Source organism: Rhizobium sp. NPDC090279 (assembly GCF_044769665.1).
Lineage (GTDB): Bacteria > Pseudomonadota > Alphaproteobacteria > Rhizobiales > Rhizobiaceae > Rhizobium.
Genome location: NZ_JBIVYI010000003.1, coordinates 68536 through 92558 on the forward strand (window position 1 = coordinate 68536; position 24023 = coordinate 92558).

A 24023-nucleotide genomic window follows, 5' to 3' on the forward strand; every position below is an offset into this window, starting at 1 on the left:
GCTGGCGACAAGCATGACGTCCGCAGGGCAGGAGACGGGGCAGGAACGACATGACCAAGACGGATATTGCCACCCGCGTCTATAACCATACCTGGAAGCTCGATCCGATCATCCGCAGCCTGATCGATACGGATTTCTATAAGCTTCTGATGCTCCAGATGATCTGGAAGCTCTATCCCGATGTCGACGCCACCTTCTCGCTCATCAATCGCACCAAGAGCGTCCGCCTTGCCGAAGTGATCGATGAGAGGGAGTTGCGTGAACAGCTCGATCACGCCCGTACGCTCAGGCTCTCCAAGAAGGAGATGATCTGGCTTGCCGGTAACAGCTTTTATGGTCGCGCCCAGATTTTCGAACCGGAATTTCTCACCTGGCTGTCGAGTTTCCAGCTGCCGGAATATGAGCTGTCGAAGCGCGATGGCCAGTATATTCTCGACTTCCATGGCTCGTGGAAGGAAACGACGATGTGGGAAATCCCCGCGCTCGCCATCATCAACGAGCTGCGCTCGCGCACGGCGCTGAAGGCGCTCGGTCCTTTCACGCTCGATGTGCTTTATGCCCGCGCCAAGGCGAAGATGTGGGAAAAGGTGGACCGGCTGCGGGAGCTGCCGGGCCTGCGCATTTCCGATTTCGGCACTCGCCGCCGCCATAGCTTCCTCTGGCAGCGCTGGTGCGTCGAGGCGCTGAAGGAAGGCGTGCCTCACGCATTCACCGGCACCAGCAACGTGCTGCTCGCCATGGATTCAGATCTCGAAGCCGTCGGCACCAACGCGCATGAACTGCCGATGGTCGCCGCCGCGCTTGCCAGGAACGACGAGGAACTCGGCAAAGCGCCCTACAAGGTGCTGCGCGACTGGAACCGCCTCTATGGCGGCAATCTGCTCGTGGTACTGCCCGACGCCTTCGGCACCGCCTCCTTCCTGCGCAATGCGCCGGAATGGGTGGCCGACTGGACCGGCTTCCGTCCCGACAGCGCCCCTCCGATCGAAGGCGGTGAGAAGATCATCGACTGGTGGAAGAAGATGGGCCGCGATCCGCGCCAGAAGCTTCTGATCTTCTCCGACGGCCTCGATGTCGATGCCATCATCGATACCTACAAGCATTTCGACGGCCGCGTGCGCATGAGTTTCGGCTGGGGCACCAATCTCACCAACGATTTCGCCGGCTGTGCGCCAACCGAGCTCAAGGGCCTCAGCCCGATTTCGATCGTCTGCAAGGTGATCGAGGCGAACGGCCGCCCGGCCGTCAAGCTCTCGGACAATCCGCAGAAGGCGACGGGCGAGCCGGCGGAAGTCGAGCGCTATCTGAAGTTCTTCGGTGCGGAAGATCGCGTCGATCAGGAAGTTCTGGTTTGAAGCCATTGCAGGTGAGTCGCTTTAGCGGCTAGAGCGTGGTGCCGAAAAGTGTAAGCGGTTTTCGGGCGACATCAGGCTCTACCTATTTGATCTAGAGCGGATTCAGATTTTAGGTCGAACAGACCTAAAATCATCCGGCTCTAATGGCGGATGGCCGCTTCCATCCGGGCGACGCGCCGGAAGAGTGTCCATCTGCCATTTTCCCAGCGATATTGATCCGGCGAAATAACGTAGGACACGTCGCTCAAATCGGCGCTGATCAGCTCCAGAAGTTGCAGGCCCTCAATGTCGTTCTCATGTGTGAAGAATACCTTGTCGCGCGACAGGAACGCCGCGATCGGGGCGGCGCCGCCGGATTGTTCCTGCACCTGCGCCCAGAAATTCGGCAGGAAGGCGATGCTGGATTCGAACTGGCCGTCGACCTCGACATATTGAAACCGGCTGCGTCTGGCGATCTGAACGCCGGTCTTGGCGAGGAATTTCTGCAGGTTGACCTGGGCCATCTCGGCAAGCTCCCTGGCATCGATACCCCAGTTGTCGAGTGCTTCGACCATGACATAATTGACTGTTGTCTCGCCGTTGACGACGAAAAGCTTGATCAGGTTTTCGGCCTCGTCGAGAAAGACGAATTGCGGCGGATCGGGTTCGTCCTTGACGGCCTGCATCATCTGCCGCCGCGCCACCTCGACGAAATCGCGTGTTTTCAGGACCGGCAGGACCTTGGCGAGCTCGCTGTTGTCACCGAGGGCCTCCGTCATGTTGAGATAGTTGAGCAGCGCCTGCGCGCGAGCCGCGCCGCGTTTTTCGCGCAGCGCCAGCAACGCATTGCTCAGGAATTTCGTCATCGTATCGCCGTTGCGGCTGTGCAGCGTCAGGCTGCCGGCGGGAGGGTCGTAGTCGACGCGGATCAGGTCGCCGAAGAATGGTAACCGCTCCTGCAGATAGGCGGCAAAGGCCGCTTCATCCTGCAAGGCTTCGTCGGGAATGTTGAGATCGAGCGTTTTGGTAGCGGTCGCGCTGTCGGGCTCTGGCATCGGAAAGGTTTGGCCGCGATGCATGTCCGCGCGCTTGCCTTTGCCGAAGAGCCTTTTCAGGAAATTGAACACGCGCATCCCCGAGTACTGGACGGTATCGCCGCAGAACCTAGCGCGGCTGCCCCTGCGGGGCAATGGCGGCATGATGAGGAGTAAGTGCCTGCTTGCCCGTATGAAAAACGCGTATAGTCTGCGGGAGCGGGCCAGATGGTCGGATTGCGGGAAGGGCAGCGCGGATGAAGAATGTCGGGGGCGGTAGGTGGACGTTCGTGGGTCTGCTTTTATGTCTATTTGCTCTGGCTGCGCCGGTCGCGGTGTTTGCGCAGAATGCGACAGCCCCACAACCGGCAGCCCCGCCGCCCGATAAGGTTCGCGAGTTGATCCAGCTGATGAACGAGCCGGATGTCAGACAATGGCTGACCACGCAGCTCAACCCTCAACCCGCGCCCGCCGGCGATTCCGGAACGACGGGCAACGATCAGATGTCGGTCCTGTCGGGCATGCTCGGCCATACGCGGCATCATCTGGAACTGGTCTCCGGCGCTGCGATGACGCTGCCTTACGAGGTGATGACCGCGTCAGAGAAGCTGGAGGGCGAGGGTAAGTCGGTCGGCCTCGTGCGCATCATCATTCAGATTGTCCTCCTCTTCTTCCTGGGGCTGGTGGCCGAACTCGCCGTTGCGCGCTTCATCAACACCAAGCACATGCGGCGCACCGAAAGGGCAGCCGGCACCGAGACGGAATTGCAGGCGGCACGTTTCCAGTTTCTGGGCGGCGTCGTGCCCGCCATCATCCACGGCCTGGTGACGCTCGTCCCGCTTCTGGCCTTCGATTGGCCGCCGGCCATTGAAAGTTTTGCCATCGCCTGCGTCATTGCGATGGTTTCGATCAGGCTGGCGATTTCCATCGGCAAGCTCGTCATGGAATTGATCGCCATGCGTCGCGCCAACGACGTCCTCGATGAGGATGGCGGCGTGGCCCGCATCGCCGAGCGGCGGCGAGTGGCCTATTACTGGTATCGGCGGTGTACGCTGTTTGCCGCCTATTTCGCCTGCGGCTGGGCGATCATGCAGGCTGTCACGTCGCTGGACTTTTCTTTCGGTGCAAGAGACCTGATCGGTTACGCGCTTGGCATCGGTCTCTTCCTGATTGCCACCGCCGCGGTGTGGTCGAGGCCGGTTGCGCCGGAAAAGCATGGAGCAAAGACGGTTTCCTGGCTGCTGACGATTTTCTTCGCGACGCTCTGGTGTCTCTGGGTGGCCGGTTTCGATGGCCTCTTGTGGGTCGGCATCTATGCGATCTTGCTGCCGCGCGCCCTCTCGGTATCGACAAGGGCGATCGAGGCTCTGCATGACGCGGCCGACGGCATTTTCGGCGCCGGCAAGATCGCTGCCGTGCTGCTCGACCGCGGTGTGCGTGCGCTGATCATCACTTTCGCGGCCTTGTGGCTCGGCAAGATGCTCGGGGTCGAGGCGCATGCGATGATGAGCGGCAGCGAATCGGTCGTCGGCCGTGTCGCCCGTGGTGTTCTGGGTGGTATCGTCATCCTTCTGGTCGCCGATCTCGTCTGGCAACTGGCGAAAACCTACATCGACGGCAAGGTGATGCAGTCCCTGCCCGCCGCTGGCGAGTCGGATGAGATAAGGGCAAGCCGCGCCCGGCTGCAGACGCTGCTGCCGATCTTCCGCAACATTCTCGCTGTCGTCATCGGCATCATTGCCATCATGATGGTGCTGTCCGGTCTCGGCGTCCAGATCGGCCCGCTGATCGCCGGCGCCGGCGTCGTCGGCGTCGCGGTGGGTTTCGGTGCGCAGACCATCGTCAAGGATGTCATCAGCGGCGTCTTTTACCTCTGGGACGATGCTTTCCGTATCGGCGAATATATCGAAAGCGGCCACTACAAGGGCGTCGTGGAATCCTTCAGCCTGCGCTCGGTGAAGCTGCGTCACCAGCGCGGCCCGCTGGCGACCATACCTTTCGGCTCGCTCGGCGCGGTCAACAACATGAATCGCGACTGGGCGATCGACAAGATCATCGTCAAGGTCACCTATGATACCGACCTGGTGAAACTGAAGCGGATCGTCAAGGATATCGGCCAGCGCCTGCTCGAAGATGCCGAATTGGCGCCGAGCATCATCCAGACGCTGAAGATGAAGGGTGTCGAACAGTTCGGCGATTTCGCCATCGAAATCAGGCTCGCGCTTACCGCCAAGCCCAACGAGCTGTCGGTCATCCGCCGCAATGCGCTCGCGCTGATCAAGCAGGCCTTCGATGAAAACGGCATCCAGTTCGCCTTCCCGACCGTGCAGGTGGCAAGCGACAAGGATGCCGCTGCGGCTGCGGCCCGGCAGCTCATCGAGATGCGGGCCGCAAACGTCGACAGTGCACAGCAGGCGGGTTGAGACAGCGGATTGGGTCAGGTCCGACTAGGCTAACTCTGCCTGCAACGGGCAAGAAAACCTTGATTTCCTACGGCATCCTGAACCGGTCATGCGGAATTTCAGCGACTGCGGTGATTTCTATCATCAGGTCCGGATCGAATAGTCGGACGACCTCCACGGTCGTGGTGACGGGAAAGGGTTCGGCGAAGAATTGCTTGCGAATGTCTCCGGCGGCCATGAATTGTTCGATATCCGTCGTATATTGATTAAGGGAAAGAATATCGGTCATTGCGCCGCCAACAGATGCGAGAACGCTCCGGATATTCTCCAAGGTTTTGCGCACCTGCGCTCTCATATCGTTCCGGCCGACGATCTCTCCTGTGCTGTCGAGAGATACCTGTCCCTTGAGATGAACTATCTGACCTGCGCCCTGAATCTTCATCATGGAGAAAGCGCCGAATGGCTGCCAGAGTTCGGGCGGATTGAAAGTTGTTGCCATGATGAGTTGAGTTCCTTGAAACAGCCGCGGATTTTGCTTGTGTTCCCATCGATCTAGCCGGTGGATTAATCTTATGCTTTTGGCGCGGCGGTGCTACCGCGGATGATGAGTGTGACGTCGATCATTTCGCGTTCAACCGGCATGGCATCGTCCAGGACGGCCCTGACCGCGCGTTGCGCGATCTGGGCAAAGGGCTGAGCCATCGTCGTCAGGCCCGGCTCCACCATGCCACCCTCTGGGACGCCATCGAAGCCGACGATGGAGATGTCTCCTGGAACGGAGAGTCCCCGCGCGCGCAGCCAGTTCATGGCCAATAGGGCGATATTGTCGGACATGGCAAGGATCGCGGTCGGCGGCTCCGGCATGGAAAACAAGTATTCCAGACCGGCCTCGACACTCGCTTTTTGGTTATCCGTCTCGTAGACCGGCACCTCGTCGCGATGAATGCCAAATGTTTCGAGTGCCTGCCAATAGCCGCTGACACGATCGCGCGAGGTCGAATAAACAGCGCGCTCGATCTCGCTGATGCCGACCGGCCCGACATGGTCATAGGAAAATTCCGTGGCAAGCACGGCAAAGCGCCGATGGCCGAGTTCCGCCAGATGCCTGGCGGCAGTTGCAGCCCCGCCGATATTGTCGACGCTGACCGACGGGACCGACGGATCGTCGTCATTCAATGCCAGGGCAATAAAGGGCAACTGCCGCTCGCGCGTCAGCTGCACCAGCTTTTCGCCGCCTTCGACGCAGAGCAGGATAAAGCCGTCCACCAGGGCGCTCTTGATGGTCCAGTCCAGTTTCTGCCGATCCTTGGCCGAGACAAGCGCAAGCCCGGTGCCACTGGCATCGCAGACCTGGGCAACGGCCGCCAATAGCGCTCTTGCCCAGGGATCGTCGAAGAAATAGGCCAGAGGTTCGGCGGCGGCGACGCCGATCGCATTGACCTTTCCGGCGCGCAGCAAGCGCCCAGTCAGGCTCGGGCCGGCATAGCCGAGCCGTTTGGCTGTCTCGAGCACATGTTCACGCACTTCTTCACGCACGACCTCGGGTCGGCTGAAAACGTTGGAAGCGGTTCCCTGCGAAACGCCTGCCGCCTTGGCGACATCCGCGAGCCTGATCGTGCCCTTGACCAATGAAATCCTCCATATGTTTCCGACGGATATTAGCAATGAAGTTGTATCGGTTCAATTCCGCTTGACAGTGAGTTTTTGAAGCGTACGATTGAACCGATTCAAGAAGATGTGCGAGCCGAAATTGAATCGATTCAAAAATAAAGGATGCACCGATGCCGACCAACTATCTCTTTAAGGATCTCTACGATGATCGTTGGGGTGATCCCTGCAATCCGAATGCCGTCGATCCGCCGTTGGTCGAACATAAGGGCAGGGCCGCCAGGCAGAGCGTGCTTCGCCGGCTGGTGGGGCTTTTCCGCCGCCGGAAGCGCCCGTCGGCATGGTCCTTCACGATACAGAGCGAGACGTTCGAAACGGAAGGCGAAGCCGATATCCGACTTCGCACCCGGCTTGAAGACCCGAAGCTCCTCGCTCTCGCCAAGGCGCTGTCTCGCAATTGCTAGAGCAACGCCCCGATGTACGCCGCCCCGGCATCGGCCTCAGAAGTTTTCCTTGTAGGGCCTGAGATCGAGTTCCTGTGTCCAGGCAGAAGGATGCTGGCGATGAATATGCCAGTAGCTTTCGGCAATGGCATCGATATTCAGCAGCCCATCGGCATCCACATCCGGCCGCCGCGAACGCAGCCTCTCTCCGTCTATTCCGCCATCGATGATGGTGTGGGCGACATGCAGGCCGAGCGGCCCGAACTCACGCGCCATGCTTTGGCTGATCATTCGCAGACCCGCCTTGGCGGCGGCGAACTGCGCAAAGCCTGCCTTGCCGCGCAGGCTGGCGGAAGCGCCGGTGAAGATCACCGTGCCGCGGCCAAGTGGCGCCAGATGACGTGCCGCCTCGCGACCGACAAGAAAGCCGCCGAAGCAGCAGATGCGCCAGAATTCCTCGAACTCTGCGGCCGTCAGATTGCGAAAGCCGATGGGGCGGTTGATGCCGGCGTTGAAGACGATGAAGTCGGGTGCAGCAATATCCGCATGCGCCGCGAAAGCGTGTTCGAACAGCCTGGTAACCGCGGCTTCATCGGTTGCATCGGTCTCGATCGCCTCGGCGCTGCCGCCGGACGCCTTGATGGCGGCCGCGACCTGGTCGATCTTCGCCAATGTCCGGCCGGCAATGAACACATGGTAGCCCTTGCCGGCGAGCAGCCGGCAGAGTGCGGCTCCCAGACCCTGTTCCGCTCCCACTCCGACTATAACGGCGCTTGGCATACTCATTCGGCGGCCTCCCTGGCATCGAGTGTCGGATAATCGGTATAGCCCTCGGCGCCGCCGCCATAGAAGGTCGGGCGATGATAGGGATTGAGGGGCGCCTCGCGGCGAATCCGCTCCGGCAGATCAGGATTGGCAATGAAGAGCCGGCCGAAGGCGATGGCATCGGCGTGACCTGCCGCAAGTGCCGCCTGAGCGCTGTCGGGCCGGAAGTTTCCGGCCGCGATCAATGTGCCCGACCAGGCGGGACGAAACAGCTCCGCCGCCGAAGGCACGTTCTTGTGGTCGACTTCGGCAAAGCCGGCGCCGCTGGCCCGCGGTTCGATCAGATGCAGATAGGCAAGGTGCAGCCGGTCGAGCTCGCGAATGACATGGCCGTAGAGGCGCAGGGGGTCGTCCTCGCCGCTGTCATTGGCGATGCCGAAGGGCGAAAGACGGACGCCGACACGGTTCGAACCCCAGACCTTGGAAACCGCCTCGACCACTTCCAGCAGCAGCCGGGTGCGGTTGTCGATCGAACCGCCATATTGGTCGGTTCGCTGGTTGGTGCGCGCCTGCAGGAACTGCTCGATCAGGTAGCCATTGGCGCCATGAATCTCGACGCCGTCGAAGCCCGCCTGCTTCGCATTGGCGGCCGCCTGCGCATAGATGTCGATCAAAAGCGGCATGAGATCGATGTCGATCGCCTGCGGTGTCTCGAAGGGCACGCGCTCGAACGAGGCGGTGAAGGCCTGTCCCTTGGCGGCAATGGCGGAAGGGGCAATCGGCAGGGCGCCATCCGCGTGGTGCGAGGAATGAGAGATGCGGCCGACATGCCAGAGCTGCAGGAAGATCTTGCCGCCCCGACAATGAACCCCGTCCGTTACCGCCTTCCAGCCGGCGATCTGTTCCGCGGTGTAAATCCCAGGCGTTGCCGGCATGCCCTGTCCGACGCGGGAAATCTGCGAGCCTTCGGAAATGATGAGGCCGCCCCGGCTGGCGCGCTGGGCATAATATTCGGCATTCAGCGCCGAGGGCACGTTGCCCGGCTGGCTTGCCCGCATGCGGGTGAGAGGCGCCATGACGATGCGATGCGCAAGTTCATAGGGGCCAACGGAAAGCGGCGAAAACAAAGTGGCTGTCATAAAATTCTCCTGCCTGGAGCCAAGATTGCTCCCCGGGGCGGAAGGGCCTGTCAGTGGCGAATCGGTCTCGGGAGTGTCGAATAAGATGATGCTCATCATTTATTCCAACAATCGGACGTGCGCAACTGAATCTCGTATCAGGCCGGGATTGTTGCGAGAAAGCCGAGCAAAGCGGCGTTGAGCTGCGCCGGTCGCTGCAGTGGAGCGAAATGGCTGACGCCGGGCAGCAAGATCAGCTTCGCGCCCGGAATGTGCCGAGCGAGATAATCTGCGTGTTCGCGCTTGATGAACTCGTCGTGTTCGCTCTGCACGATGGCGACGGGCACGCCGATCTCGCCGAGATCTGTGATCGTATAGTTCGGCTCCGTCCGTTGCATCAGGCCGACGGCCTCGACGAAGGCATCGAACGCATCAGGCGTGGCGGAGAGGGCCGCATAATCCTTCGTGTGGCGGGAGAAACAGCGCTCGATGATCGGCGTCGCCACGAATTCCTTGGTGCCGCTCGGGTCCATGTTGCAGGCAAAGAAGAAGACGCCGCAAACGCGCTCCGGATGGGTTTTTCCAAGCACCATACCGATGCAGGCGCCGTCGCTCCATCCTGCAATGGCCGCGTTTTCAATCTTTAGCCTGTCCATCACGGCGAGAACGTCCGAGGCCATAAGCTCGTAGGTGTAGGGTCGCTCGTCGCGCGTGCTGCGGCCATGACCGCGGCTGTCGACGACGATGACCTGATGGCCGGCATCGATCAGGGGGGTGATCTGATAGCCCCAATTGCCGCTGTTTCCGAGCCCGCCATGCAGGAGGATCACGGCAGCGCCGCTGCCGTAGGAGGCATACCAGATGCGGGCGCCATCATGATCGACATGGCCTTCCGTCTCGGTTTGCGGCAGGGGTGCGGCCCCCTCTGCTTCGAAGCGATAGAGCTCATCGTCGTGAAATTCCATATCCACCTCCCATTGCGCCGTCTCCTCCCGACAGCCATCCTGTAAGACTAGTCGATCCAAAACCGCGTTTTCAACAGGCAGTGGTCATATCGTTGCCAGATGCTCGAAAAGATCGCGCGCCGGGGTCGGCAAGTCTTCGAGCGAGCGGGCGCAAACCGAAAGCTGGCGGGTGGCCCACTGGTCCGTGAGGCGGAGGGCGGCAATCTTCGCGGATCGGCCGCAGCGGCGTGCCGCCGTTTCCGGCACGATGCCGAGACCGATGCCCTGGCCGGCCATGTCGCAGATGCTCTCGAATGTCCGCATCCGCACGCGCATTTTCAGCCGGCTGCCGAGCCGGGCGGCTTGCGCGTTGATGTGATCCTGCAACGCGCCGCCGGCAAGCCCGATGAAATGCTCATGCAGGATTTCAGTGAAAGCAATCTGCTTTGATGCCGCAAGCGCATGGTCGCGAGGCATCACCACCACCAGTCGATCGATCGCGAAGGGCCGCAATATCAGGCCCGAAGTATCGACCGCATCCGATAGAATGCCGATCTCGGCCAGCCCTGCCGCAACGGCGCGCGCAATCTCGATGCTCTGGCGCTCCCTAAGATCGATATCGGTTCGCGGGTGTTTTCCCATCCACTCGGCAAGGCGCGGCGGCAGATATTCGGCGATTGCGGCGGTGTTGGCGACAAGCCGGATGGTCGCCCTGAGGCCGCTTGCATGTTCGCCGAGCTCGCCGCGCATCTGCATGAGCTGCCGCTGTATCAACCGCGCATGATGCGCCAGCGCCTCTCCGGCCGGAGTCGGGCTGATGCCGCGTCGCCCGCGTTCCAGAAGCTGCACACCGCCATTCACCTCCATGTCGCGTAGCCGCTCGCTGGCGGCCGGCAGCGAAAGCCCGACATCGGCAGCCCCATGCGTGATGCTGCCGGCATCGACGACGGCGAGGAACAGGCGAAGATCGGTCAGGTCGAAGCGCATGGATTGGAGAGTATCGCATCTCCAGCCTTCGGAGAAGCCGAAGGCTGCCTTCGCATCATCCGCATTGTGGCGGCCCGTGCCTCTGCTAGTGAAAGGGCATGATGGATCATTCGATATGGCTCGTCGCGACGATCTTCGCGACATTTTTCGTGGCTGGCATGGTCAAGGGCGTCACCGGCATGGGGCTGCCGACCGTGGCGATGGGCGTCCTGGGCGCGCTGATCTCGCCACTGACGGCGGCCAGCCTGCTGATCGTCCCGTCTTTCGTCACCAATGTCTGGCAGCTTCTGGCCGGCCCGAGCTTCGGCGCGCTTGCCCGTCGTTTCTTTCTCCTGACCTTCGCCGTCATCGTCGGGACTTTCGCCGGCTCATATCTTCTCGCCGCCGGTGACACGCGCATGACCACGGCTGCGCTCGGAGCCGCGCTCGTCGTCTATGCGGGCCACGCTCTGCTTGCCCGGCAGCTGCATGTGTCTCCGGCGCTGGCGCCGCTGCTATCGCCGATCATCGGCTTGATTACCGGTCTGCTGACCGGCGCGACCGGCGTTTTCGTCGTGCCGGCGGTGCCCTATCTGCAGTCGCTCGGGCTGGAGAAGGAAGAGCTGGTTCAGGCGCTCGGCCTGTCCTTCACCGTTTCGACAGTAGCGCTGGCCGCCGCGCTCGCCTGGCATGGTGCCTTCCGCATCGACAATCTCGCGCTGTCCGCGGTTGCGATCGTCCCGGCGCTCGCCGGCATGTGGGCCGGTCAGATCATCCGCAATCGCGTCAGCCCCGCCACTTTTCGACGCTGGTTTTTGGTCTGCCTTCTGGTGCTCGGCGCCGAGATGGTCGTGAAGGCATTTGTGTAAGGTGCGGCAGCACAGTCAGACCGCGAATGGCTTGCTTGAAAGCGGCATCGGCGGCTTTGAACTCGCATCGCGCGCCATCCATATGATGTAGGGCTTCCGAACACAGGGTTGGCATATCGATGGAAACAAAGCAGGAAATGATCGATGATTATGACAGGCCGGCCGATGCCCTGCTCGTCGTCGATGTGCAGAATGCCTTCGTGCAAGGCCCGCATGCGATTCCTGACCATGCCAGGCTGAAGTCAATGGTCGGGACCTTGTTGGATAGGGCGCGATCGGCATGGGCACCGGTGATTTTCCTGCAGAACGATGGTCCGGCCGGTGCGCTGGACGAGCCGCTTCAGGCCGGATGGAAACTCCATTTCCCACCTCTGTCAGGCGAAGTGGTCATTCGGAAGACCCACGATAACGGCTTCGACGGCACCGATCTCGACGCTATTCTGACCGCGTTCGGCGTGCAGGACCTTGTGCTCTGTGGTGTGCTCTCGGAGATGTGTGTGGCAGCGACGGCGCGGGGAGCCCTTGAGCGCGGCTATGGCGTGCTGCTGCCGCATGATGCGCACGCCACCTATGACGTCCCTGCCGGGCCGGGGTCAGAGGGCGTACCGGCGGCCATGGCGGCAAGGGCCGCGGAATGGTCGCTGGGCGACGAGCTGCGCATCTGCGCCTCGGCACGGGACGTTCATTTTAGAAAACGCCCTTAACCGCGCGACGCGCGGTTTACACTTGAATGTCGTTTTAAATCGTAATAATTGAAGTTACATGAAACGCGACAGCCGACTTTCCTCCGTTCTTCACGCCCTGCTCCATATGGCCGAGCAGGATGGACCGCTGACCTCGGAAACCCTGGCGCAATGCATGCACACCAATCCCGTCGTCGTGCGCCGCACCATGGGGTTGCTGCGCGAGGTCGGCATCGTCCGTTCCGCCAGGGGGCATACCGGTGGCTGGACGATCGCGGCCGATCTCAAGACCGTCACGCTGCGCCAGCTGCACGAGGCGCTGGGCGAACCGGCCGTCTTCGCCATCGGCAATCGCAACGAGATGCCGGAATGCCTTGTCGAGCAATCGGTCAATTCCGTGCTCGACGATGCCTTTGCCGAAGCCGAGGCTCTGCTGCTCAAGCGCTTCGAAAACGTCACCCTTGCCGATCTCGCCACTGAATTTGCGCGGCGTCATGCGCAATGGCGCACTGAAAGGACCTTATCGTGACCCATGACGTCATCGTCATCGGGGGCAGCTACGCCGGAATGGCGGCCGCCCTCCAGCTTATCCGTGCCCGCCGCAAGGTGCTGGTCATCGACGCCGGCAAGCGTCGCAATCGTTTCGCGGATGCTTCCCACGGCTTTCTCGGCCAGGATGGCGTCAACCCCGGCGAGATCGCCCGCAAGGCGCGCGAGCAGCTTTCCGCCTATCCGACTTTGACCTGGATCGAGGGAGCTGCCGAACGGGCCGAGGGCGAGAAGGATGCCTTTGTCGTCACCACGGCGGACGGCGCGCGCCATGATGGCCGGCGTCTTCTCTTTGCCACCGGCGTCTTCGATGCCTTGCCCGGGATCGAGGGTCTTGGCGAACGTTGGGGTAGAAGCGTCTTCCATTGCCCCTACTGCCATGGCTATGAGCTCGATCAGGGTCGCATCGGCTGCATCGCCACAGGGGCGATGTCGCTGCATCAGGCGCAATTGCTGCCGGAATGGGGAGAGGTGACGCTGTTCCTCAATGGCAGTCTTGTTCCGGATGAGGCGCAGCGCGCCGATCTCTCTGCGCGCGGTGTCGCGATCGAGGAAACACCTGTCGCAAGGCTCGAGGGAGCTGCCGACGTGCGGCTTGCTGATGGACGGTTGCTGCCATTCGCCGGCCTGTTCACCGCGTCGCGCGTGTCGCCCTCGAGCCCGGTTGCCGAACGGCTCGGCTGCGCGCTTGAGGAAACGCCCTTCGGCACGCAGATCCAGACCGACACGATGAAGGAAACCACCGTGCCAGGCGCCTTTGCCTGCGGTGATGCCGCCCGTATCCCGCATTCGGTGTCGCTTGCCGTCGGCGATGGTGCCTGGGCCGGCGCGCAGCTGCATCGCTCGCTGGTGTTTTGACTGCGGATCGCCAGGGTTGATGCGCTGGCGATCCATCGTCTTTACGGCGTCAGGCACGCCTGGATGGCATCCCCCAGTCTTTCGATGATCATATCCTGGTCTGCCGCCTCGATGCTCGGAGAGCCGAGCCCGGCGCGCAGCACTGCAAAGCCCATCACATAGGCTGTGGCAAGTGCTGCCCGTGCCTCGGCGGCAGGGCCGCTCATGCGCTGCGACAGGGGCTCGATGAAGGTCGTATGCATTGCAGCCGAGAGGATCGGCGCCGCCGTTGGACTGCCGACCGAACGCAGCAGGAAAGCGAATTCGTCGAAATCGTCGGGATCGCGGCGCTCGATCGGCCCCATCAGATGGTGCGCCACACGTCGGCCCATGCCCTCGATCGGCCCTTCGAAGGCCGGCTCCAGCCCGAATGCCTTGTCCGCGATCGTCGTGAACAGAGCCTCCTTCGAGCCGAACAGCCGCGGCACCATCGCCGGGTCGACACTCGCCAATGCCGCTATCTCGCGAACTCCGACCGCATCATATCCCGCCCGGGTGAAGGCGGCGCGGGCCGCCGAGAGGATGCGGGCGCGACTTTCCGCTGCCGTAAGGCGCGGCGGTCGTCCTTCATTATCAACACTCGTTGACATTTACGCGTTTCACCTCTATCTGAGTTGTCAACAAGTGTTGATAACAGAGGTCAAGCGATGACTCCAGACACGTCTGCGCATCTTTCCAACAAGATCGTCCTCGTCACAGGCGGAAGCAGCGGCATCGGCAGGGCCACGGCATTGCAACTGGCCCAAGCCGGCGCGCATGTCATCGCCTGTGGCAGAGACGAAACCCGACTGGCTAGATTGGCGCGCGATCTCGGCTCCCGTGGCGAGTGCATGTTCGCCGATGTCGGCCAGCCGGCCAAAGTTGCCCGTCTCATGAGTGAAGTCACATCGCGCCATGGCCTGCTGGATGGCCTTGTGGTCAATGCCGGCCTCTCGAATGCGCCCGACATCGATGACCTCGATATCGATCGCTACGACCGGCTGATGGATGTGAATGTCAAAGGCGCCGTCTTCACCTTCGTTCATGCCTTGCCGCTTCTGGCCGAGGGCGCGTCGGTGGTCTTCGTCGGCTCCGTCGCGGGACGCAAGGGCCAGCCTGGCGATGCCCTCTATGCCGGCAGCAAGGGCTTCATCCGCGCGTTTGCCCGCAACCTCGGAACATCGCCTGATCTCATGGCACGGCGCATCCGTGTCAATGTCGTCTCGCCCGGCCCGATCGAGACGCCGCTGACGGAAGCCGCTGTCACCGTTCCCGAAATTCGCAGCTACGTGGAGAACATGATCCCGATGGGCCGTTGGGGACGCGCGGAGGAGGTGGCTGAAGCCATTGTCTTCCTGCTGTCGCCGGCTGCGAGCTTCACGACCGGAGCCGAATTGACCGTCGATGGTGGCATGGCGCATGTCTAAGGCCGGAATGATCGCAGCTTGATCGTCTTCACCGATAGATGGCGACGATCCCGAGCACAGACGCAATCATGGCAAGTGCGATCCGCATATTATGGATCATGAGCCAGGTATCGAGCCGCGCCGGTACCTGATCGACGGGGATCGATCTGGAGGCAAATTGCGCGTTGGTCGGCAGGAACCAGGCAACGGTGAGAACCAGGACGGCAGCAATACAGACGGCCGCTCCAGTCCAATATGCCCTTGCCGTTCCTTCGCCCCAGCCCGACCATAGCGAGCCGGCCAGGCCGATGAGTGTCGGGGCGACGACAAGCGGAATCGTGCGTGTGATGAACTGGCCGTTTTGGCCGAACCAGTCGAGGAAGTCGGACGCCGGAAGGCTCTTCCAGTAGCCGCCAAGAGTCACGCCGATGACGAGCATAACGCCGGCGAACATGGCGGAGCCCGAAATGGCGAGAATGTTAAATACGAGCCGCATCGGATCTCTCCTGCTCTTATTGATTTGGAACTCTTGGCTTCGTCATGGAGGCCGAGATTAGGCCACGCAGATGCCCGCAATCGCCACCTTCTGAAACAGGTGCGGTGAGGCAACGGCCGAGGATGGATACTCCGAAATCTTTGCTCTGAACTCAGGATGCGTAAACGCAGCGCGGAAATCCGCCATCGTCTCCCAGACGGCGTAGTTGAAATAGGTCGGGCTTTCACCGATCGCCCGGTGAAGCTGCGTCGAGATGAATCCCGGCTGCCGCTTCATGAATGCCGCGTCGTCGCGCCACGTATCGAGAAAGATTTCTTCGTCTGTCCTAGCGAGGGTGAAGATATTCACGAGGACGACGGGAGCGACATCGATGCCGATCTGCCGTTCTATGGGGAAGCTTGGGTCCATCGGACGCATATGAGGCATGGCGTGCTCCATTCAATATGGATATATGATGTCAATGTGGTGCGATGCATATCTAGAAAATTGACATCATGGTGTCAATTAAATTATATGGTGACAAATGAATGACGCGAAACAAACCTCGGTCGGAAGCGCTTTGACCAATCTCATTCTCGAGCTGTTCAAACTGCACGGCCGGGTGCTCGCATCCGGTGACAGGCTCGTTGCCCCCCTTGGTCTGACGAGTGCGCGTTGGCAGATTCTGGGTGCCATTATCGCAGCAGACCGGCCGCAGCCAGTTGCGTGGCTGGCACGCGACATGGGGGCCAATCGCCAGAACATCCAGCGCATCGTCAATGATCTGGAAAAGGAAGGCCTCGTGGCCTTCGAAACCAATCCGCATCACCGGCGGGCGCAGCTTGTCGTGCTGACGGATAAGGGAAAGCAAATTTTCGATGCTGCCATGCGGCTGCAGGCGCCATGGGTCAACGAACTGTCGGACGGGTTGAGGATCGAGGATATCGAAACGATGCACAAGGTCATGCTGGCCTTGCGCGGCAAGCTGGAAGGAAACGGAGATGCCGAAAAGCAGGATTGACCGCTAAGGCGCGGTCGCAGTCCTGCGACTTTGCATCATTCCCCTTCGGGCACCTTCAAGATCAGCGCCTCGTCCGGACCGATGGGGCGCCCATCCTGCGCGCGGATCTCAAGCTGCACCGGCTGCCCGCTTGCCCGGTCCACCAGCAGCGAATGCTCTTCCGCCGGGGCGAAGAGATGGCGCTCGCCGAATTGGCGCAGCGCCACCATGACCGGGAACAGATCCTTTCCCATCGCCGTCAGGCGATATTCCATGCGCGCGCCGCTGTCGCCGGCAGGCACCAGCTCCAGAATGCCGCTTGTAACAAGCGTGCGCAGGCGGTCGGTGAGAATGTTCTTGGCGATGCCGAGGCTTTTCTGAAATTCGCCGAACCGTGTCAGCCCGTCGAAGGCATCGCGGACGATCAAGAGCGACCACCAGTCGCCGATCACGTCAAGCGACCGCGCGCTCGGGCAATAATCACCCTTCAGGCTTTTCCGCGCGACCATGCGCTCAGCCCTCCCGGTCTTTTGTCTGCAAGAATGGTTGCATGATTAAACCAATAATGTTACTCGATCGATGGTTTCATTATTAAACCGAAGAATCGGGAGTTTTGCAATGACGATCGACCAGGACGCGCCGCCGGCTGGCAGCGCGAAGGATGTTGCACGCCTTCATTCCCCGGCAACAGGCTTGGCTGGCAACGACGGGTTCTCAGCGGAGGGCATTTCCCCGCTGACGCGCGCCACGATTTTCCTGTTTGCCGTCGCGAGCGGTCTCGCCGTGGCGAATGCCTATTTCGCCCATCCGCTCCTCGATGTCATGGCCGATGACCTCAAGCTGTCGCGCACGGTTGCCGGCCTGATCGTCGGCGCGACACAATTCGGCTATGGCCTCGGCCTCATCCTGCTGGTGCCGCTCGGCGATCTGGTCGATCGGCGCAAGCTCATTGTCTTGCAATCGCTGCTGAGCGTAGCGGCACTCCTCTTTGTTGGCTTTTCCTCCAGTGCCACCATGCTGTTCGCCTCCATGGCGGCCGTCGGCTTTCTGGCCGTGGTGACGCAGGCGCTGGTTGCCTATGCGGCGAGCCTCGCGCATCCCGCCGAACGCGGCCATATCGTCGGCATGGTCACCAGCGGCATCGTGCTCGGCATCCTTTTGGCGCGCAGCGTCGCGGGAACGCTGACCGATCTTTCCGGCTGGCGGACTGTCTACATCGTCTCCGCCTTACTGACGTTTGTGATCGCGCTTCTCCTATGGCGCGCACTGCCGCGACAGGAAAAGCCGAAGGGTGGGCTTTCCTATTTTAGGCTCATCCGCTCGCTTGGCATCCTGCTTGTCGAAGAACCGGTCCTGCGCATCCGCGCCGTGATCGCCATGCTGATCTTCGCCAATATCACCACGCTGCTCGCCCCCCTCGTGCTGCCGCTGACCGCGCCGCCCCATTCCCTCTCCCACACCGAAGTCGGCTTGTTCGGCCTTGCCGGCGCCGCGGGCGCGCTCGGTGCCGTCAGGGCAGGGCGCTGGGCCGACCGGGGCCATGGCCAGCGCACCACAGGCATTGCGCTTGCGCTGATGCTTGTTGCCTGGCTACCGATCTCGATGCTGGATCGCTCGATCCTCTGGCTGATCCTCGGCGTCCTCGTCATCGATTTCGGCCTGCAGGCAACGCACGTCACCAACCAGGGCATGATCTATCGCGTCCGGCCCGACGCGCAGAACAGGCTGACCGCCGCCTACATGATCTTCTACTCCATCGGCAGCGCCGTGGGATCATCGACATCGACGATCATCTACGCCCATGCGGGCTGGGCGGGCGTGTGCGTCTCCGGTGCCGCCATCAGCCTCGCAACGCTTGTCTTCTGGGCGCTGACCTTGCGGGCGACGCCCAAGGTGGCGACGCAAAGCATCGATCAAGGCAATCGCTAGCTTTCCGCTGCCAAAGCTGGTTTTAAGTAACAAGGAGGGAGGAAGAAAATGAAGCCGGCGCTGCCATTCGAAGCCATTGTTGAAGCCGTCGAGCGCGATCTGGGTGCGATCTCGCAGTGGAACCCGGTATCGCAAGGTGAGGAATCGCAGGCCTTCGGCATTCATGTTGGTGGTGAAAGCCTCGTCCTTCGCATCAATCGCCTGGCCGAAGGATTTCAGAAGGATGTCTTCTGCGCGCGCCGCTTTGCTTCACCCGCCCTGCCCATCCCGGAAGTCCTCTCGATCGGAATTGTCGGTCAACAGGCCTATTGTGTCTCGCGCCGTGCCGCCGGGCTCACTTTGCAGGATCTGCCTGCAGCCGCTTTGCCCGGCGCGGTCGCTCCCGTCGTCAAAGTCCTGCGGGCCATGGCCGAAACGTCGCTTGACGAGACGCAAGGATTCGGCCGCTTCAATGATCGAGGCATCGGCGAACATGCAAGCTGGCGCGACTTCCTCGCTGTGATTGCGGACCACGGGCATTACGACTGGGATCGTGTGGATGCCGTCATCGGTGCGGGATGGTCGGATCGCCATCTCGATCGCCTGACGAGCCTCGTGCCGCAATGCCCCGAAATCCGCAGGCTCGTGCATGGCGATTTCGGGTCGAACAACGTGCTTGTCGACGGCGCCGTCATCACCGGCGTCATCGATTGGAGCGAGGCGCTGTTCGGCGATCCGCTCTACGATGTCGCGAACATCTTCTTCTGGCGTCCTTGGCTTGCCTGCATGGAGGCGCAAGCCCGCTATTTCGAAGAGCACGAACCGGAGGCGATGGGCGATCCGCTGGTGTTGTCCTGCTATCAGCTTCGTATCGGTCTCCAGCAGGTCTGCGAAGCTGCCCTAAGCGGAAGCGAACAAGATCTCCGCTGGGTGATGGCAAGATGCGAAACCCTGGTTGTCGGGCCTCGGGTCTAGGGCAAGACGGACGGCAACTGTTCTTCCAACAGCGAGAGAACAGCCCGAATCCGGGGCGAAACCGGCCTTATCGCCGCATAGAGCGCATGCAGATCGAATCCCGGCACGGTAAATTCGGGCAGCAGGCGGATCAGCCTGCCACCCGCCAGATCCTCGGCGCAGACCGGCTCCTGCAGGACGCCGATGCCCGCTCCATCGAGCAGCAGGCGGTGCAGCGGCCGCCAATGGCTGGTGCTGAGGACGATGTCGATGGCGGCAAGTTCGATTTGCCGATCCGGGCCGATCAAGGGAAGCCGTCCGCCGTTAAAGAGGCCGGAGACCCGCAGGAAAGCGTGGTCGGCAAGGTCCTCGGGCTTTGTCGGCGTCCCATGCAGAGCGAGATAGTCCGGCGAGGCCACCGGCACGCGGCCGACATGGCCGAGCTTGCGGGCAATGAAGCTTCCCTCGCCGAGATCGCCCAGCCGCAGCGAGATATCGACACCCTCCGTCACCGGATCGACGATCCTGTCGTTGAGGATCAGCTCGATCTTCAACAGCGGATGCTGTTTGCGCATCTGCAGCAGGATTGACGGCAGCATGACCTCGCCGATGCCATGCGGCGCTGCGATCCTCAGCGTGCCGCGCAAGGACTGATCGCCGTTGACGACAGTCAGGGCGTCGTCGGCACTTTCCAGCACCTGCTTGCTGCGCTCATAGAAGGCGGCGCCGACATCGGTGAGGGAAAGCTTGCGGGTGTTTCTGGTGAGTAGCCGCGCGCCGAGATATTGCTCCAGCCGATCAATGCGTTCGCTGACGGCGGGCTGGCCCATGCCGAGATCGCGCGCGGCGGCCGACATGCTGCCCCTTTCCACCACCCTGACGTAGACGCGCATTGCCACCAACAGATCCATGCGCGCCAATATATCGGCTCAGCCGATAAATGTAAGTGGATGATGCCGCCTAGTGAGAGAGCTTTCGATTGCCGAAAACGGCACTCAAACGTCAACCACAGGTCAGGCTCATGAGCGATATCAGGCTTTACATGTTCCAATCGGGCACGCAGCGATGCAAGGCCCACGACATCAGGATGAATCAGGGCGAGGGCGCCGATTATGAAATCCCGGTGCCCTGGTTTCTGCTCACGCATCCCAAGGGCAACGCCGTCATCGATGGCGGGCTGGCAGCCGAGGGCCTGGCCGATCCGCGCGGCTATTGGGGCGATGTCGTCGACAGCTATCGGCCTGTGATGACGAAGGAACAGGGATGCGTCGCGCAACTGGCAAGGCTCGGCATATCCAGTGAAGACATCCGTTTCGTCGTGCTCTCCCATCTGCATTCCGACCATAGCGGCGCTATCGGCCGCTTCCCCAACGCGACCCACATCGTCCAGCGCCGCGAATATGAGTATGCCTTCACGCCCGATTGGTTCGCCGCCGGCGCCTATGTCCGCCGCGATTTCGACCGTCCCGGCTTGAAATGGCACTTCCTCGAAGGCGATGCCACCGACGCTTACGATCTTCATGGCGACGGAGCGCTGCGGATGGTCTTCACGCCGGGCCACAGCGTCGGCCACCAGTCCTTCCTTGTGCATCTGCCGAATGCGGGTGCAATAGTGTTGGCGATCGACGCCGCCTATACGCTCGATCATTGGCACGAAAAGGCGCTGCCCGGCTTCATGGCTTCCGCCGTCGACACGGTGCGATCGGTCGCCAAGCTGCGAGCGCTTGCCGAACAGACCAATGCCATGGTGGTCCCGGGGCATGATCCCGAGGCATGGCCGGGGTTCAAACAGGCTCCGGCCTATTACGATTGAAGGCGCGTCAGTTCGCCTTGGAAAAGCAGATCACGCAGGCGCGTGACGAAAATCTCGTCCTGCATGATCTGCCGGGGATGCGTCACTTTCAGCGCGATTTCGCTAAGCCGATCAGCCTGGTCCGCCCGATGACGTCTGGTTGGTTTCGAAGAACTGCGCCCGGTGCTGCCGAACCCATTCCTCGATGCCGGTCGGCTGGAAATCCTCAAGGCCGGGCTGCGGCGTGAACGGTGCGGCCAGCATCGCATCCGCTTCCGCTGGATGCGATGCGAAGAAGCGGAATTTCGAGGCGACGCGGCGGCCCGTTCCCGGTCCCATCGCCGCATCGACATCCCTCTCGAATTCATCGAGCGGCTGGGCACGATAGGCCACCCGGCGTCCGAGCCCGGCACCGATCCGCGATGCAAGTTCCTTACCGGCCACGCTTTCCCGCCCGGCTATGCGATGGTCGCCGGAATGGATGCCGCGTTCCAGAAGGGTGACGGCAGCGCGGGCGCAATCGTCGACGGAGGTCCAGGCGATGCACTGGGATTCGGCAAGCGGTGGCGCAAAGGTTCCCTCATTGACGATATCGATCCGCGCCGATGGCTTCAGCAGATTGTCGAGATACATGGTCGGGCGGACGGTGGTGAAGGGCAGGCCGGAGCGGCGGACCACGTCCTCGATCGTGGCATTGGCGACGAAGCTCGGCTCTTCGCAAGGGGCCGGCCGGCTGGCGCTGGCGAGCTTCAGGACGATGGATTTGAGGCCGCAGCTGAGGGAGGCTGACACAGCATTATCCGCTTGCACACGCATGTCGTCCCGCGAGCCTATCGGAATCTGGAGCACGGCATGTGCGATGCCGGCGCTGGCGGCGCGAAGCGAGGCTGGATCGCGAAGATCCCCTTCGGCAAGCTCGACGTCGAGGGCCGAGAGCGCCGAAGCCCGCCTCCGGTCGCGGACAAGTGCCCTGACCTTGAAGCCGCGTCGAAGAGCGGCGCGAACGACGGCACTGCCTTGAACGCCGGCGGCGAGATAGACGAGGATGGGCTTGGATTGATCGATAACGGACATGGAAAGTTTCCTTCGAACATGGTCTGCCGAAGGAACATCTAAGGATGGCCACCGAGCAGACCCTAAACGCGCACGAGGCGCAGGGACTGTCGGGGTATCCACTTGACTGCGTGGAACAGAGCTTCTCCATTCAAGGAGAAGGGCCTGGGCCTACCGAGACCAAGCCAGCCATTTTCGACAAATGTATTTAGGGCTGACTTGTTGTCGGGGTCAATCGAAAGATGGGTCATATGCTGTCGCCGGCATCTCCCCTTTACCTCTTGCGGGCGACGATATAGGGGCGGTTGTCGTTGCCCCTGGTTGCGTGATTTTCCGTGGCAAGGATGTCGAAGCCTGCGGCAAATATTTGCCCACTTAGCTCCGATGCCCGAAAGACGCCCGCGTAGGGTGCCTTGCCGATCGCGCGCATCGCCGGCAGCAGGGCCAGTCGAATAAGCGGATTCATCTCGCCGACGCAGGGCGTCTTGGAGATGAACAGGCCCTTTGCGGCAAGCAAGCGGTGGATGTGGCGAAGCGTGCCTGGCAGATCGCGGACCAGATGGAGATAGTTGAATCCCAGAACGGTATTAAATTGTGTCGGGCCGGGCGCAAGAGCTTCAGCGGTTGCGACCCGGAAGGCAAGGGTCGGTATCGGCTGGGCGATATGCCGCTCTGCGGCAATTGCGATCATCTCCGCAGAGATATCCGTTGCAAGATAGTCCTGGACGTCACCCGCAAGCAGAAGCGCCGTCGTTCCGGTTCCGCAACCCAGTTCCAACACCCTGTCGCTTGCTTTCAGCAACGCGCGAGTGCCGTCCAGCGTACGCTCATATCCTGCCTGGTCCGCAACCGCACCCTTGGCGTATTTGCGTGAAGCTCGGTCCCAGAAACGGGTGTCGCTGGCAATGCTCATGAAGGCTGTTCTCTCCGTCATTGGCGCTCAGTCGGAAGCGACGCGATCCGAAGGCGAGGCGGGCAGCAGCGATCTGATGCGCTCGGCATCGTCAGGCGTTGCCGGATTGTAGACGATCATGCTGAGATCCGTCCGGCCATCGACCGAAAAGGCCGAGTATTCGAAGGCGAGCGGGCCGAGGATGGGATGGCGTATATGCTTGATGGCTTCGGTGTGGGGGCCGGGAACGTCGTTTTCGCGCCACATGGCCCTGAATTCCGGGCTGATGCGGCAAAGCTCCGCCACGAAAGGCTCGATCTCGCTTGATGCGCCTGCGCGAGCCGCATCGACACGAAATGCGCCCAGGGCGAAACGCGCGACGCTTTCCCAGTCATATTGCATAGCGCGCGCACGCGGATCGAGGAAGATATAGCGCAGGATATTGCGCTCTTCCGGCGGCAGTAATCGGTAGTCGATCAGCATCACGGGTGCGGCCCGGTTCCACGCGATGACGTCCCAGGTGGCGGTCCGAATGATGGCAGGGCTCGGCTCCAGGGCATCGAGCACGCGCTGCAGTCGCGGCGTTACGCCGTCATTCTTGCGGTAACGCGCTTCGGGTGGACGGCCGAGGCCGAGCAGGAACAGGTGTTCGCGCTCCACCTCCGTCAGCATGAGCGCACGCGCGATCCGGTCGAGCACGTCGGCGGAGGGCGCGCCGCCGCGTCCCTGTTCCAGCCATGTGTACCATGTCGGGCTGATATTGGCGCGCTGCGCCACTTCCTCGCGCCGAAGCCCTGGCGTGCGCCGCCGTTCGCCGGCAAATCCAAGCGCGGATGGGTCGAGTTTCGCGCGGCGGTCCCTCAGATAGGTCCCAAGCACGTTTTCGGTTTCGATGAGATCGGTCATCCTGTTAGCGTTTTTACTATGATAAGGTCACTACTTTACCAGAATA

The 24023-nt window shown here is 61.6% G+C and carries 27 protein-coding genes; 12 read left to right on the plus strand and 15 right to left on the minus strand.

Annotated features, from left to right (window positions below):
- Positions 1–50: 50 nt before the first annotated feature.
- The gene (gene pncB, locus ACIQWP_RS08260) at positions 51–1355 is read left to right on the plus strand and encodes a nicotinate phosphoribosyltransferase (RefSeq protein ID WP_402784599.1); all 1305 of its coding nucleotides are present in this window, start codon (positions 51–53) and stop codon (positions 1353–1355) included.
- Positions 1356–1495: 140 nt separating this feature from the next.
- On the opposite strand, the gene ACIQWP_RS08265 is transcribed toward pncB, so the two are convergent.
- A complete protein-coding gene (locus ACIQWP_RS08265; protein ID WP_402784602.1) occupies positions 1496–2461 on the minus strand; it encodes a hypothetical protein in 966 nt (321 codons plus the stop codon).
- A gap of 164 nt (positions 2462–2625) precedes the next feature.
- On the opposite strand from ACIQWP_RS08265, the gene ACIQWP_RS08270 reads away from it, so the two are divergent.
- On the plus strand, positions 2626–4791 hold the full coding sequence (locus ACIQWP_RS08270; protein WP_402784606.1) for a mechanosensitive ion channel family protein: 2166 nt from the start codon (positions 2626–2628) through the stop codon (positions 4789–4791).
- Between the two features lie 67 nt (positions 4792–4858).
- Here ACIQWP_RS08270 and ACIQWP_RS08275 read toward each other — a convergent pair whose 3' ends face one another.
- Positions 4859–5269 (minus strand): RidA family protein, encoded by a 411-nt coding sequence (locus ACIQWP_RS08275; protein ID WP_402784609.1) that lies wholly within the window; start codon positions 5267–5269, stop codon positions 4859–4861.
- Between the two features lie 71 nt (positions 5270–5340).
- Positions 5341–6399, minus strand: coding sequence for a LacI family DNA-binding transcriptional regulator (locus tag ACIQWP_RS08280; protein ID WP_402784612.1), 1059 nt, complete (start codon positions 6397–6399; stop codon positions 5341–5343).
- A gap of 152 nt (positions 6400–6551) precedes the next feature.
- On the opposite strand from ACIQWP_RS08280, the gene ACIQWP_RS08285 reads away from it, so the two are divergent.
- Positions 6552–6842: a hypothetical protein gene (locus ACIQWP_RS08285; RefSeq protein ID WP_402784615.1), complete on the plus strand. Its 291-nt coding sequence runs from the start codon at positions 6552–6554 to the stop codon at positions 6840–6842.
- Between the two features lie 36 nt (positions 6843–6878).
- On the opposite strand, the gene ACIQWP_RS08290 is transcribed toward ACIQWP_RS08285, so the two are convergent.
- The 4 genes from ACIQWP_RS08290 to ACIQWP_RS08305 all read right to left on the minus strand — a co-directional run bounded on the left by ACIQWP_RS08290 (position 6879) and on the right by ACIQWP_RS08305 (position 10635).
- Positions 6879–7607, minus strand: coding sequence for an SDR family NAD(P)-dependent oxidoreductase (locus ACIQWP_RS08290; RefSeq protein ID WP_402784618.1), 729 nt, complete (start codon positions 7605–7607; stop codon positions 6879–6881).
- Positions 7604–8725 (minus strand): alkene reductase, encoded by a 1122-nt coding sequence (locus tag ACIQWP_RS08295; protein WP_402784620.1) that lies wholly within the window; start codon positions 8723–8725, stop codon positions 7604–7606. The genes ACIQWP_RS08290 and ACIQWP_RS08295 overlap by 4 nt, the downstream gene beginning before the upstream one ends.
- Before the next feature lie 137 nt (positions 8726–8862).
- Positions 8863–9669 (minus strand): alpha/beta fold hydrolase, encoded by an 807-nt coding sequence (locus tag ACIQWP_RS08300; RefSeq protein WP_402784623.1) that lies wholly within the window; start codon positions 9667–9669, stop codon positions 8863–8865.
- An 84-nt stretch (positions 9670–9753) separates the two neighbouring features.
- Positions 9754–10635 (minus strand): LysR family transcriptional regulator, encoded by an 882-nt coding sequence (locus tag ACIQWP_RS08305; protein WP_402784626.1) that lies wholly within the window; start codon positions 10633–10635, stop codon positions 9754–9756.
- A gap of 98 nt (positions 10636–10733) precedes the next feature.
- Between ACIQWP_RS08305 and ACIQWP_RS08310 the strand changes: the two genes are divergently transcribed.
- From ACIQWP_RS08310 to ACIQWP_RS08325, 4 genes are all read left to right on the plus strand, one after another.
- Positions 10734–11483 (plus strand): sulfite exporter TauE/SafE family protein, encoded by a 750-nt coding sequence (locus ACIQWP_RS08310; RefSeq protein ID WP_402784629.1) that lies wholly within the window; start codon positions 10734–10736, stop codon positions 11481–11483.
- Positions 11484–11620: 137 nt separating this feature from the next.
- Entirely contained in the window at positions 11621–12187 is a 567-nt protein-coding gene (locus tag ACIQWP_RS08315; RefSeq protein ID WP_402784631.1) for a cysteine hydrolase family protein, read from the plus strand.
- 58 nt (positions 12188–12245) lie between these two features.
- Complete coding sequence (locus tag ACIQWP_RS08320; protein ID WP_402784634.1) at positions 12246–12695, plus strand: RrF2 family transcriptional regulator; 450 nt, start codon at positions 12246–12248, stop codon at positions 12693–12695.
- A complete protein-coding gene (locus tag ACIQWP_RS08325) occupies positions 12692–13573 on the plus strand; it encodes an NAD(P)/FAD-dependent oxidoreductase (protein ID WP_402784637.1) in 882 nt (293 codons plus the stop codon). Before ACIQWP_RS08320 ends, ACIQWP_RS08325 begins: the two co-directional genes overlap by 4 nt.
- Positions 13574–13614: 41 nt before the next feature.
- On the opposite strand, the gene ACIQWP_RS08330 is transcribed toward ACIQWP_RS08325, so the two are convergent.
- Complete coding sequence (locus ACIQWP_RS08330) at positions 13615–14202, minus strand: TetR family transcriptional regulator (protein WP_402784640.1); 588 nt, start codon at positions 14200–14202, stop codon at positions 13615–13617.
- Between the two features lie 57 nt (positions 14203–14259).
- Between ACIQWP_RS08330 and ACIQWP_RS08335 the strand changes: the two genes are divergently transcribed.
- Positions 14260–15018, plus strand: a complete 759-nt coding sequence (locus ACIQWP_RS08335) for an SDR family NAD(P)-dependent oxidoreductase (RefSeq protein ID WP_402784642.1) — start codon at positions 14260–14262, stop codon at positions 15016–15018.
- Positions 15019–15046: 28 nt separating this feature from the next.
- Here the strand turns inward: ACIQWP_RS08335 and ACIQWP_RS08340 are convergent, their stop codons facing one another.
- Together ACIQWP_RS08340 and ACIQWP_RS08345 are read right to left on the minus strand one after the other, a co-directional pair.
- Complete coding sequence (locus ACIQWP_RS08340; RefSeq protein WP_402784645.1) at positions 15047–15493, minus strand: DUF1772 domain-containing protein; 447 nt, start codon at positions 15491–15493, stop codon at positions 15047–15049.
- A 57-nt stretch (positions 15494–15550) separates the two neighbouring features.
- Positions 15551–15919 carry an antibiotic biosynthesis monooxygenase family protein gene (locus tag ACIQWP_RS08345; protein WP_402784648.1) on the minus strand — a complete coding sequence of 123 codons (369 nt, stop codon included), beginning with the start codon at positions 15917–15919 and terminating at the stop codon, positions 15551–15553.
- Positions 15920–16016: 97 nt separating this feature from the next.
- Between ACIQWP_RS08345 and ACIQWP_RS08350 the strand changes: the two genes are divergently transcribed.
- A complete protein-coding gene (locus ACIQWP_RS08350; protein WP_402784651.1) occupies positions 16017–16493 on the plus strand; it encodes a MarR family winged helix-turn-helix transcriptional regulator in 477 nt (158 codons plus the stop codon).
- Between the two features lie 35 nt (positions 16494–16528).
- On the opposite strand, the gene ACIQWP_RS08355 is transcribed toward ACIQWP_RS08350, so the two are convergent.
- Complete coding sequence (locus ACIQWP_RS08355; protein WP_402784654.1) at positions 16529–16981, minus strand: winged helix-turn-helix transcriptional regulator; 453 nt, start codon at positions 16979–16981, stop codon at positions 16529–16531.
- Between the two features lie 109 nt (positions 16982–17090).
- Here ACIQWP_RS08355 and ACIQWP_RS08360 point away from each other — a divergent pair, with 109 nt between their 5' ends.
- Entirely contained in the window at positions 17091–18401 is a 1311-nt protein-coding gene (locus ACIQWP_RS08360) for an MFS transporter (protein ID WP_402784657.1), read from the plus strand.
- A 48-nt stretch (positions 18402–18449) separates the two neighbouring features.
- Complete coding sequence (locus tag ACIQWP_RS08365) at positions 18450–19355, plus strand: phosphotransferase family protein (RefSeq protein ID WP_402784660.1); 906 nt, start codon at positions 18450–18452, stop codon at positions 19353–19355.
- Here ACIQWP_RS08365 and ACIQWP_RS08370 read toward each other — a convergent pair.
- The gene (locus ACIQWP_RS08370; protein ID WP_402784663.1) at positions 19352–20245 is read right to left on the minus strand and encodes a LysR family transcriptional regulator; all 894 of its coding nucleotides are present in this window, start codon (positions 20243–20245) and stop codon (positions 19352–19354) included. The two genes, ACIQWP_RS08365 and ACIQWP_RS08370, sit on opposite strands and share 4 nt — an antisense overlap.
- Positions 20246–20355: 110 nt before the next feature.
- Between ACIQWP_RS08370 and attM the strand changes: the two genes are divergently transcribed.
- Entirely contained in the window at positions 20356–21147 is a 792-nt protein-coding gene (attM, locus tag ACIQWP_RS08375) for an N-acyl homoserine lactonase AttM (protein ID WP_402784666.1), read from the plus strand.
- Positions 21148–21258: 111 nt separating this feature from the next.
- Here the strand turns inward: attM and ACIQWP_RS08380 are convergent, their stop codons facing one another.
- From ACIQWP_RS08380 to ACIQWP_RS08390, 3 genes are all read right to left on the minus strand, one after another.
- Entirely contained in the window at positions 21259–22200 is a 942-nt protein-coding gene (locus ACIQWP_RS08380; protein WP_402784669.1) for an SDR family oxidoreductase, read from the minus strand.
- Between the two features lie 253 nt (positions 22201–22453).
- A complete protein-coding gene (locus tag ACIQWP_RS08385; protein WP_402784672.1) occupies positions 22454–23092 on the minus strand; it encodes a class I SAM-dependent methyltransferase in 639 nt (212 codons plus the stop codon).
- A 27-nt stretch (positions 23093–23119) separates the two neighbouring features.
- Positions 23120–23977, minus strand: a complete 858-nt coding sequence (locus ACIQWP_RS08390; RefSeq protein WP_402784675.1) for a helix-turn-helix transcriptional regulator — start codon at positions 23975–23977, stop codon at positions 23120–23122.
- Positions 23978–24023: the final 46 nt, after the last annotated feature.

Bases quoted from the DNA above. Each gene is read 5' to 3' on its own strand.
- ACIQWP_RS08320 (WP_402784634.1), top strand. From the start codon at position 12,246: ATGAAACGCGACAGCCGACTTTCCTCCGTTCTTCACGCCCTGCTCCAT.
- attM (WP_402784666.1), top strand. From the start codon at position 20,356: ATGAGCGATATCAGGCTTTACATGTTCCAATCGGGCACGCAGCGATGC.
- ACIQWP_RS08355 (WP_402784654.1), bottom strand. From the start codon at position 16,981: ATGGTCGCGCGGAAAAGCCTGAAGGGTGATTATTGCCCGAGCGCGCGG.
- ACIQWP_RS08270 (WP_402784606.1), top strand. From the start codon at position 2,626: ATGAAGAATGTCGGGGGCGGTAGGTGGACGTTCGTGGGTCTGCTTTTA.
- ACIQWP_RS08360 (WP_402784657.1), top strand. From the start codon at position 17,091: ATGACGATCGACCAGGACGCGCCGCCGGCTGGCAGCGCGAAGGATGTT.
- ACIQWP_RS08285 (WP_402784615.1), top strand. From the start codon at position 6,552: ATGCCGACCAACTATCTCTTTAAGGATCTCTACGATGATCGTTGGGGT.
- ACIQWP_RS08365 (WP_402784660.1), top strand. From the start codon at position 18,450: ATGAAGCCGGCGCTGCCATTCGAAGCCATTGTTGAAGCCGTCGAGCGC.
- ACIQWP_RS08290 (WP_402784618.1), bottom strand. From the start codon at position 7,607: ATGAGTATGCCAAGCGCCGTTATAGTCGGAGTGGGAGCGGAACAGGGT.
- ACIQWP_RS08315 (WP_402784631.1), top strand. From the start codon at position 11,621: ATGATCGATGATTATGACAGGCCGGCCGATGCCCTGCTCGTCGTCGAT.
- ACIQWP_RS08275 (WP_402784609.1), bottom strand. From the start codon at position 5,269: ATGGCAACAACTTTCAATCCGCCCGAACTCTGGCAGCCATTCGGCGCT.
- ACIQWP_RS08310 (WP_402784629.1), top strand. From the start codon at position 10,734: ATGATGGATCATTCGATATGGCTCGTCGCGACGATCTTCGCGACATTT.
- ACIQWP_RS08340 (WP_402784645.1), bottom strand. From the start codon at position 15,493: ATGCGGCTCGTATTTAACATTCTCGCCATTTCGGGCTCCGCCATGTTC.
- ACIQWP_RS08390 (WP_402784675.1), bottom strand. From the start codon at position 23,977: ATGACCGATCTCATCGAAACCGAAAACGTGCTTGGGACCTATCTGAGG.
- ACIQWP_RS08305 (WP_402784626.1), bottom strand. From the start codon at position 10,635: ATGCGCTTCGACCTGACCGATCTTCGCCTGTTCCTCGCCGTCGTCGAT.
- ACIQWP_RS08350 (WP_402784651.1), top strand. From the start codon at position 16,017: ATGAATGACGCGAAACAAACCTCGGTCGGAAGCGCTTTGACCAATCTC.
- ACIQWP_RS08330 (WP_402784640.1), bottom strand. From the start codon at position 14,202: ATGTCAACGAGTGTTGATAATGAAGGACGACCGCCGCGCCTTACGGCA.
- ACIQWP_RS08295 (WP_402784620.1), bottom strand. From the start codon at position 8,725: ATGACAGCCACTTTGTTTTCGCCGCTTTCCGTTGGCCCCTATGAACTT.
- ACIQWP_RS08370 (WP_402784663.1), bottom strand. From the start codon at position 20,245: ATGGATCTGTTGGTGGCAATGCGCGTCTACGTCAGGGTGGTGGAAAGG.
- ACIQWP_RS08335 (WP_402784642.1), top strand. From the start codon at position 14,260: ATGACTCCAGACACGTCTGCGCATCTTTCCAACAAGATCGTCCTCGTC.
- ACIQWP_RS08385 (WP_402784672.1), bottom strand. From the start codon at position 23,092: ATGAGCATTGCCAGCGACACCCGTTTCTGGGACCGAGCTTCACGCAAA.
- ACIQWP_RS08380 (WP_402784669.1), bottom strand. From the start codon at position 22,200: ATGTCCGTTATCGATCAATCCAAGCCCATCCTCGTCTATCTCGCCGCC.
- ACIQWP_RS08345 (WP_402784648.1), bottom strand. From the start codon at position 15,919: ATGCCTCATATGCGTCCGATGGACCCAAGCTTCCCCATAGAACGGCAG.
- ACIQWP_RS08300 (WP_402784623.1), bottom strand. From the start codon at position 9,669: ATGGAATTTCACGACGATGAGCTCTATCGCTTCGAAGCAGAGGGGGCC.
- pncB (WP_402784599.1), top strand. From the start codon at position 51: ATGACCAAGACGGATATTGCCACCCGCGTCTATAACCATACCTGGAAG.